The organism is Agrobacterium sp. LR_9 (assembly GCF_041954855.1).
In the GTDB taxonomy this organism is placed as follows: domain Bacteria; phylum Pseudomonadota; class Alphaproteobacteria; order Rhizobiales; family Rhizobiaceae; genus Agrobacterium; species Agrobacterium leguminum.
In genome coordinates, this window is record NZ_JAVAYA010000010.1 from 159,625 (window position 1) to 168,530 (window position 8,906).

Here is an 8,906-nt window from a genome sequence, read left to right on the forward strand (position 1 = left end):
TATTTTTTCCCGATCAACGCCGCGCAGCACCACAGCCGCTTCGAATGGCGGAATAATTGTTCAAAAACAATAAAAAGCCGTCGCGAAAATTGCCCGCGACGGCTTTTGAACGTTCAGTTTGTGGCGTGGACGCTGTTTTTAGGGTATCGCCAACTCAAGAAGGCGATTTCCCTGGGAAGCAAAGAGTACGCCGCTTCTCAGGCAAGCCTCAGTTGCGCAGGCCGGTGGCGACGACCGAAATCTTGAAAGCGCCGTCCAGCGTCGGGTCGAAAGAAGCGCCCATCACCACATCGGTTTCTTCGCTGACCGCCTCGCGCACCAGCGTCATTGCCTCATCGATTTCATAGAGCGTCAGATCGTTGCCGCCGGAGATGGAAACCAATGCGCCGCGTGCTTCTTTCAGCGACGGTTCGCCGAGCAGCGGGTTGGCAATGGCTGCGGCCGCCGCTTCCGAGGCGCGCTTTTCACCCTTGGCCTGCGCCGTGCCCATCAGCGCCCGGCCGCCATTCTTCATGACATAGCGCACATCGGCGAAATCGAGATTGACCAGGCCTTCGCGCAGGATGAGATCGGTGATGCAGCGCACGCCAAGCGACAGAACCTTGTCAGCCGTCTTCAGCGCATTTTCGAAGGTCGTGCCGGCATCGGCAATGCGCAGCAGGTTCTGGTTGGGGATGACGATGACGGTATCTGCCGTGTTGAGCAGGTTGGCGAAGCCATATTCGGCAGCCCGCATGCGGCGCGCGCCTTCGAAACTGAAGGGAAGCGTCACGACACCGACGGTGAGGATGTTCTTCGCCCGGCAGGCTTCGGCGATGACGGGGGCAGCGCCCGTGCCGGTGCCGCCGCCCATGCCGGCGGTGATGAAACACATGTCGTAGCCACTCAGGTGATCCATGATCTCGTCAAGTGAATCGATCGCTGCCTGCCGGCCAACCTCGGGATCGGCGCCTGCGCCGAGCCCGCCGGTCAGTTCGGAGCTGAGCTGCACGAGCCGCGGCGCGTTGGTCTTCTTCAGCGCCTGCGCATCCGTATTGGCGGCGATGAAATCGACGCCACCGATGCCCTCGGCAATCATGTTGTTGATCGCGTTGCCGCCACCGCCACCGACGCCGACGACGGCGATATTGGGCGTGTTGCGGGCAATGGTGGCGCGCGGAGACTGGGTCATCGTCTTATTCTCTTTCTAAACTCATAGGGTCCCGCGCCGTTCTTTGACTGCGGCACGCGAATGATCGGCAAGGTTCCAGCGCTTCCTCCCCGATGGGGAAAAGAGGCTGTAACGCTTTGAATTTTCATGCCGGCCTTTCACCCCATAATGGCGAAAGAACGGTGTTCCAGGGGGCGAAAGATGCTCCACGGCGACGTTCTCCGACCCCTTCCCCGGATGAAAACCGAACCGAATCAACTGCTTCGCTCTTGTAAGGTGATAGCCGAAAAGGCACACCGTTTACACTCCATTCACTATGTTTATCTCACTTTGGAACGAGTTGCGCCGAGAAGTGTTTGCATGCCGACCGCGCTGGAGCGGCGGGAAATAAAACGGAACCGGTCCCGCCGCTCCGGGTTTAGTTGAAGCCTCGGATGATCCGCAACCGCGATTCAGTTTTCAATCCGTTGCTCTGAAACACAGAATGGAGGCAGGCATATGTTGGCAGACGTCTTGCAAAACGAACCGGGTTTCCGCACGGAACAGCCGCGTGTGCTGATCGTGGAAGACGAATTCCTCATCGCCATGGATATAGAGGATTCCATTTTGCAGGCGGAAGAAGAGGCAGATGTCATCGGTATCGCCAACCGGCTGGAAGACGCCGTGGCGCTTGGCAGCCGCGCCGATATCGCCTTTGTCGACGTCAACCTTGCAGACGGACAGACCGGCCCGGAAATCGGACGGCGGCTTTCACAAGATCATGGCGTGGTGGTGATCTTCATGACGGCAAACCCCGAAGTCGTCGTCAATCTCGGCATCGGCGCCGGCGTAATCGCCAAACCCGTGCCGCAGGATGCCGTGGAGCAGTGCCTCGCCTATGCCCTTGCCAAACGTGCAGGCGCCCACGCCGTGACGCCCATCGGCATGATGGCTTTCGACTGAGATATTTCCTGAAGACAAAGGCAAGTTTCTGAAAACAAAAAAGCCTGCCGCGGGAGGAGGTGCGGCAGGCTTTTTGAAAAGATGAACAGCGATATGGGAGGAGGAAAACCGCTGTCCCCGGGGCAATCCTTTGGGAGGAGGAGTAGGATCACCCGCTTTACCAAAAGGATGTGGGAGGAGGTACATCCCTTTCGATGATTGGAAGATAACATTTTTCTGCGTATTTGACAGGCATAAGCTTGCAGTACAGATATGCATTCATTGCATGGCGATATTCATCGCCCGACGTCGAGAAACCCCACCCTTCGGCTCGCACTTCGACATCGCCGGATTATCTGCCGGATATTCGCCGTAGAAGCATCCCATATCTCCAAAACAAAAACGCCCGCTGAGCGGGCGTTTAGGCATTCAAAAGAGGCGATATCGCCTTGATTACCTGCCAACGGCGGCGCGGGCGACGCTGGTGATCTGGCTACGATCGATACCGAGATCGTGCAGTTCACGGGTGCTCATACGGCCGAGTTCGTTGATGGTCTGACGATATTTGCGCCAGTTATTGAAGCTGCGTGCTACGTTCATGACATTACCCTTTCTGAGGTTTAGGTGACGTCAGTAACGTTTTCGTTCCGGCGTCCTTTGATGCCCCCTATATGCGCTTTTCGATGACGAATTAACAGGCAGAATAAGGCAATCCACCCATGCGCCAGACGCAAGGGTTCCCCATGACGCTTTGCGACGAAAAAGAAACGTGACTAAAATTGAGACGGTTCGCCGGGCCTGGAACCGCCCCCTGCCGCTCAGAACTTGTAGCGGACGCCGAAGACATTGGCGTTTGTCGCGCCCTTCATGTTGCCGAGCGTCTTGCCGCCACCGGAGCGGTGGTGAAGACGCCAGAAGAATTCCGTCGAGGAATCCTCGCTGAAGGACACGTTGATTTCCGGTCCCAGATAAAACAGGACATTGGCATTGCCGTTGTCCTTGATTTCCTGTTCCCGCTCGCGGCCAGGCTGCGCATCCGTCACGAGGCTGAGGCCCGCCGTGAAGCTCGGCGTGATAAACAGCCGTTCTCCGAGCCTGATCTGCTCGTAACGTGCAACCGGACCCGCCCAGACTTCACTGGTAAAGCCCTTGCCAAATCTGGCGGCGACGCCGATTTCGCCGCCGAGTTTCACGTTGCCGATGTGGTAGGGGTAGAACTGATAGCCGCCGCCCAGAATGGCATTGCGCTCATATTCCACCGGAATGAGGGCTGCACTTTTCAGCATGTCCTCTTTCGTCAGGACGCCGCCGAAACCGAATATCGCTTCGCTCGTCTCCGACGTCATATCTTCTGACGCAAGAGATGGGGTTGCCGCCAGTGCAATCATGGCTGCCAGTGACAGACGTGCTGCAATATTCATTTTGCTACTCCTGAACAAAGCCCGCTTACCCAGCCGTCCTCATAGGCATATTCACGGAAGGCGAACATACCGTTACCGAACACAATTAATTCAACTTGCGCGGAAATAGGCGGAATCAGCGCAGGAAACGCCTGAAACGGCGAAGCGCGAAAACGAAAAGCGCGGAGCCGATGGCCAGCAGCGCCAGCAATTGCGGCCAGACCACATCCAGCCCCGCCCCCCTGAAAAGCACCGATTGCGCCAGTATGACGAAATGGGTGTTGGGTGCGAGAAGCATGATGTACTGGATGATATCAGGCATGCTTTCACGCGGCGTCATGGCGCCGGAGAGCACTTGCAACGGCAGCAGGAACAGGATCAGCAGCATGCCGAATTGCGGCATGGACCCTGCGACGGTCGCAAGGAAGATACCCATCGACGTCATGGCGAAGAGCTGCAACGCCGTTCCGAGCAGGAAGAGCAAGAGCGAGCCTTCGATTGGAATGGCGAGCAGGCCCCTGACGACGACGAACAGGGAAAATGCGGAGGCCACCAGCACGACAAGGCCCATGGACCAGACCTTGCTGAGCATGATTTCCAGCGGCGTGACCGGCATGACCAGCAGATGCTCGACCGTGCCATGCTCGCGCTCGCGAATGAGCGCCGCCCCCGTCAGCACGATCGACAGCATGGTGATGGCGGTGATGATGTTGTTGATCGACCCGAACCACGACTTGTCGAGCTCCGGGTTGAAACGGGAGCGTAGCGCCAGGTCCACCGGCACCGAAGTCGCACCGCGATAGCGGTTGATATATTCCTGAACTTCGCTCGTCACATAACCACCCCCGCTGAAAGCCTGGCTCATGCGGGTGGCGTCGATATTGAGCTGGATGGCCGGCTGTTGCCCGGCCATCAGCCGGCGCTGGAAATCCGGCGGGATGTTGAGCGCGAATGTATCGAGGCCCGCATCCATGCGCTTGTCCATTTCCGCAATTGAAATCTGCTTCGGCGGAGAGAAATAGGGCGGATAAAAAGCCGTGCTGATGCGGCCTGAAAGCGGCGACTGATCCTCGTCGACGATGGCGATAGCGGCATTGTTCAGCGTCTCCGGCAGCGCGCTGGAGCCGGTGTAGATCTGCAGCGTGAAGGCGTAGACGATGAGCAGCAGCAACATGCCGTCACGCGCAAGGCCGCGCAGTTCCTTGATGCCGAGCTGGAAGATGTTGGACGAAAACAGCCTCATGACGCCTGTTTCCTCAAAAGTGCGGCGCCGGCAATGAGAAGCAGCGGAATGGCAATGAGAAGCGGCAGGAACGAGCCGGAAAGCCCGGCGAAATCCAGCCCCTTGGAGAAGGTGCCGCGCGAAATGGTCATGAAATAGGTGGCGGGATAGATATTGCCGATAAAGGCGCCCGCCCCCTGTAGCGACGAAACGGGATCGATCATTCCCGAATATTGCGTTGCCGGAATGAGCGTCAGCAGGGCCGTGCCGAAGATCGCCGCGATCTGGCTCTTCATGAAGGACGACATGAGAAGGCCGATGGAGGTGGCGATGACGACATAGAGCAGCGCTCCCGTCGCATAGGCGAGATAACTTCCGGTGAAGGGCACCTGGAAGATGAAGATGGCGAAGGCCGTCAGAAGCAGGAAATTGAGCATGCCGAGGGCGACATAAGGAAGCTGCTTGCCGATCAGGAATTCCAGCCGGGTGGTCGGCGTCACGTAAAGATTGACGATGGAGCCGAGTTCCTTTTCCCTGACGACGCTGAGCGCCGCCAGCATGGCGGGAATGAGCATGAGCAGCAGCGGAATGACCGCCGGCACCATGGCGACGAGGCTTTTGACGTCCGGATTGTATCGATAGCGCGTTTCGATGCTGAAAGTGCTTTGCGTCGCCGCGCTGCCGTAAATCTCGGCCGCCTTGCGCGCCAGCCATGTCTGGTGCATGCCCTGCACGTATCCGCGAACGGTTTCCGCCCGCTGCGGCATGGCGCCGTCGATCCAGGCGCCCACCTCCACCGTCTTGCCGCGCAAGACATCGCGGCCGAAACCAGGGGGAATTTCAATGGCAAGGCTCAGTTCCCCGTCACGCATCCGCCGGTCCATATCGGCATAATCGCGGATCGGTTCCTTCTCGATGAAATAACGCGAGCCGGCAATGTCGAGCACATAATCGCGGCTGATGGTGGAATCGTCACGGTCCAGCACCGCGAAGGTCAGGTCCTCGACATCGAGATTGATACCGTATCCGATGACGAACATCAGGATGACGCTGCCGAGCACCGCCAGCGTGCCGCGAATGGGATCCCGCTGCAGTTCCAGCGCCTCGCGGCGGGTATAGCTGAACATGCGCCTGAAATCGAAAAACCTCTTACGATTGGGTGCAGCATGTTGCGTCGCCGGCACCTGCGCTGCCGCGACAGGAGCGGCGGCAGGTGCCGCCTTCTTGACGCCTGAAGCATCCTCGAGATAGGCAACAAAAGCCTCTTCGAGCGTTGCCGCATTGCGGCTTTTGGTAATCGCGTCAGGCGTATCGCTGATCAGCACCTTGCCGGCATGCATCAGCGAAATCCGGTCGCAGCGCTCCGCCTCGTTCATGAAATGGGTGGAGATGAAGATGGTGACATCGTCGTTGCGGGAGAGATCGGCAAGGATTTGCCAGAACCCGTCCCGCGCCACCGGATCGACACCTGAGGTCGGTTCATCGAGGATGAGAATATCAGGCGAATGGATCATCGCCACCGCCAGCGACAGCCTCTGCCGGATGCCGAGCGGCAGGTCGTCCGGCAGTGTGTCCATGACCGCACCGAGATCGAAACGCTCGGCCATTTCGGCGATACGCGGCTGAATTTTCTCTTCCGGCAGCTTGAACAGGCGGGCGTGAAGATCGAGGTTCTGCCGCACCGTCAGCTCGGAATAGAGCGAGAAGGCCTGGCTCATGTAGCCGACGCGGTGACGGATCGCCATGTCGCTGGCATCCACCCTGTGCCCGAAAAGCTTCGCCTCGCCTTCGCTGGCGGCCAGAAGCCCCGTCAGCATTTTCATGGTGGTGGATTTTCCGCAACCGTTCGAGCCGAGAAAGCCGAAAATCTCGCCACGCGGAATCTTGAAGCTGACATTGTCGACGGCGGTGAAATCGCCGAAACGCATGCTGAGATGCGACGCCTCGATGGCATAATCGCCCTCACCCGCCACCTTGCGCGGCGCGATATGGACTTCGTGGTAGCCTTCGCGCTTTTCTTCGGGCAGGAGCGCGATGAAGGCCGCATCGAGATTGGGTGCGGAGGTGCGCTCGAGAAGTTCGGCAGGCGAGCCGGTGGCGAGTATTTTGCCGCCATCCATCGCGACCAGCCAGTCGAAACCGGCGGCCTCTTCCATATAGGCCGTGGCAACGATAACGCTCATGCCCGGACGCCCGGCCCGGATGGAATCGATCAGTTCCCAGAATTGCCGCCGCGACAGCGGATCGACGCCCGTGGTCGGCTCATCGAGAATGAGCAGGTCGGGATCGTGGATCAGCGCGCAGCAGAGCCCCAGCTTCTGCTTCATGCCGCCGGAAAGTTTCATCGCGGGGCGGTCGGCGAAGGGCTCGAGGCCGGTACTTTTCAGCAGCTCGGCAATGCGCGTCTGCCGCTCCCTGCCGCCCTGCCCGAACAGCCGCCCGAAAAAATCGATATTCTCGAAGACGGAAAGGGTGGGATAGAGGTTCTTGCCAAGACCCTGCGGCATATAGGCGATACGCGGGCAGGTATCCTCGCGGTGGCGGGGATCGGACATGTCGCCGCCCAGAACCTCCACCTTGCCTTTCTGGATGGCGCGCGCGCCCGAGACGAGCGACAACAGGCTCGATTTGCCCACACCGTCAGGCCCGATAAGCCCGATCATCCGCCCGGCGGGGATCTCGACCGATATGTCGGCCAGCGCGATGGTGCTTCCGAAGGTCAACCGCACATCGGCCAATCGCGCGACCGGTGCATGCCTGTCATTCGTTGCGGGAGACGCGACCATGGTGGCCACCGTCACTTGACGAGATTGCGTTCGAGGTTTTCCGGCCAGGCGGCCTGCGGATCAAGCCGGACATAGGCCATGCCGGGCAGCCCGGTTTTGACATATTGGATATATTTCTGCAGCAGCTCCTGCGGGATTTGCGCCCTCACCCGGAATGTCAGCTTCTGGCGTTCTTCTTCGGTTTCGACCGTTTTCGGTGTGAACTGCGCAACATCGGCGACGAAGGAAACCTTGGCGGGGATGGTATATTGCGGGGCGGCATCCAATATCAGGCGCACATCCGAGCCCATGGACGTGCGGCCGGCCTCGGCCGTCGGCAGGAAGAACGTCATATAGACATCGCCGAGATCTACCAGGTTCAGAACCCGTCCACCGGCGGACAGCACCTCACCGGGCTGGGCGATCCGATATTGCACGCGGCCATCGCGGGGCGATTTCAGCGTCGCATCGGCGATATCCGTCTCGATGCTTTCAATATCGGCCTGCGCGGCATCCACCGCCGCCTCGGCATCGACGATCTGCGCCTTGGCGGCGTTGATTGCGGCATCGGAGGCGGCAAGCGAGGCCTCGGCGGAAGCGAGCGTGGCGCGGGCGGACTGCTCGGCGGCTTCACTGTCATCGACAATCTGCTGCGAGACGGCGTTGCCGGTCAGCAGCTGTTTCGAGCGCGCATAGGTCTTGGAGGCGGAATCGAGCTGGGCCTTGCGCTGTTCCACCACTGCCAGTGCCGAGGTCTTTTCCGCCTCCCGCTGGGCGACAAGGCTGTGGGCCGTATCGATTGCTATTTTCGCACGGCGAAACTGTGCTTCCGCCTGACGTTTCCTCGCCTCCAGTTGCGCCGTATCCATTTGGGCAAGCACCTGCCCGGCCTTCACGAAATCGCCTTCACGCACCATGATGTCCTGAAGGCGACCGGCGGTCTTGGTGGAAATATCGATCTCGACGGCCTCGATACGGCCGTTGCTGGCCACGAAACCGGCGGGAAGTCCCTCACCCTTCAGCTTTGACCAGGAGAAATAGGCGACACCGGCAAGAACCAGAATCACCAGACCAACGAGCAAGCCTTTTTTAGACATCCGTTTTCCCCATGAACCCTTCGAATTTCAACCCTAATACGATGAAACCGAAGAAGCCACCCACCATTGCGTTTAGTATTCGCACCCGACATTTCTCCTATTTAAGAGGGGATAGATCGGGTTCAGGTGATGTCTAGACGTCAAGGTGTCTTGTGGCCTTGACACAAGTCAAATGCTTTGAGGGTTTCGGACAGGCGCCTAAACCGGCTGATGATGGCAGGCCTCAGGGGTTGCAAAGCCCTATGAAACGGCCTCGTTCGGCAAAGCCGCAACATCCGCACCCCGTCACCCCGGGGCTTGATCCACTGCTGTCCGGTTTAAATTTGGTGGACATGGCGCACGGTGTTGATT

Annotated in this window: 7 protein-coding genes; 1 reads left to right on the forward strand and 6 read right to left on the reverse strand. The window is 59.1% G+C overall.

Features of this window, described 5'->3' with window-relative positions; genetic code table 11:
- Positions 1–208 precede the first annotated feature (208 nt).
- Positions 209–1,171, reverse strand: coding sequence for a cell division protein FtsZ (gene ftsZ, locus RAC79_RS13970; RefSeq protein ID WP_003521714.1), 963 nt, complete (start codon positions 1,169–1,171; stop codon positions 209–211).
- A 477-nt stretch (positions 1,172–1,648) separates the two neighbouring features.
- Here ftsZ and RAC79_RS13975 point away from each other — a divergent pair, with 477 nt between their 5' ends.
- On the forward strand, positions 1,649–2,092 hold the full coding sequence (locus RAC79_RS13975; protein ID WP_065657684.1) for a response regulator: 444 nt from the start codon (positions 1,649–1,651) through the stop codon (positions 2,090–2,092).
- A 432-nt stretch (positions 2,093–2,524) separates the two neighbouring features.
- On the opposite strand, the gene RAC79_RS13980 is transcribed toward RAC79_RS13975, so the two are convergent.
- The 5 genes from RAC79_RS13980 to RAC79_RS14000 form a co-directional block, all read right to left on the reverse strand.
- Positions 2,525–2,671, reverse strand: a complete 147-nt coding sequence (locus RAC79_RS13980) for a DUF1127 domain-containing protein (protein WP_003521716.1) — start codon at positions 2,669–2,671, stop codon at positions 2,525–2,527.
- Positions 2,672–2,889: 218 nt separating this feature from the next.
- Entirely contained in the window at positions 2,890–3,492 is a 603-nt protein-coding gene (locus tag RAC79_RS13985) for a hypothetical protein (RefSeq protein WP_162934241.1), read from the reverse strand.
- 115 nt (positions 3,493–3,607) lie between these two features.
- Positions 3,608–4,714 carry an ABC transporter permease gene (locus RAC79_RS13990; protein ID WP_374997165.1) on the reverse strand — a complete coding sequence of 369 codons (1,107 nt, stop codon included), beginning with the start codon at positions 4,712–4,714 and terminating at the stop codon, positions 3,608–3,610.
- Positions 4,711–7,479 (reverse strand): ribosome-associated ATPase/putative transporter RbbA, encoded by a 2,769-nt coding sequence (gene rbbA, locus RAC79_RS13995; protein ID WP_374997166.1) that lies wholly within the window; start codon positions 7,477–7,479, stop codon positions 4,711–4,713. The genes RAC79_RS13990 and rbbA overlap by 4 nt, the downstream gene beginning before the upstream one ends.
- Positions 7,480–7,490: 11 nt before the next feature.
- Complete coding sequence (locus RAC79_RS14000; RefSeq protein ID WP_065657681.1) at positions 7,491–8,555, reverse strand: HlyD family secretion protein; 1,065 nt, start codon at positions 8,553–8,555, stop codon at positions 7,491–7,493.
- Between the last annotated feature and the right edge of the window lie 351 nt (positions 8,556–8,906).

Excerpts from the sequence above, each read along its gene's own strand:
- ftsZ (WP_003521714.1), bottom strand. The coding sequence starts at position 1,171 with ATGACCCAGTCTCCGCGCGCCACCATTGCCCGCAACACGCCCAATATC.
- RAC79_RS13975 (WP_065657684.1), top strand. The coding sequence starts at position 1,649 with ATGTTGGCAGACGTCTTGCAAAACGAACCGGGTTTCCGCACGGAACAG.
- RAC79_RS13980 (WP_003521716.1), bottom strand. The coding sequence starts at position 2,671 with ATGAACGTAGCACGCAGCTTCAATAACTGGCGCAAATATCGTCAGACC.
- RAC79_RS13985 (WP_162934241.1), bottom strand. The coding sequence starts at position 3,492 with ATGAATATTGCAGCACGTCTGTCACTGGCAGCCATGATTGCACTGGCG.
- RAC79_RS13990 (WP_374997165.1), bottom strand. The coding sequence starts at position 4,714 with ATGAGGCTGTTTTCGTCCAACATCTTCCAGCTCGGCATCAAGGAACTG.
- rbbA (WP_374997166.1), bottom strand. The coding sequence starts at position 7,479 with ATGGTCGCGTCTCCCGCAACGAATGACAGGCATGCACCGGTCGCGCGA.
- RAC79_RS14000 (WP_065657681.1), bottom strand. The coding sequence starts at position 8,555 with ATGTCTAAAAAAGGCTTGCTCGTTGGTCTGGTGATTCTGGTTCTTGCC.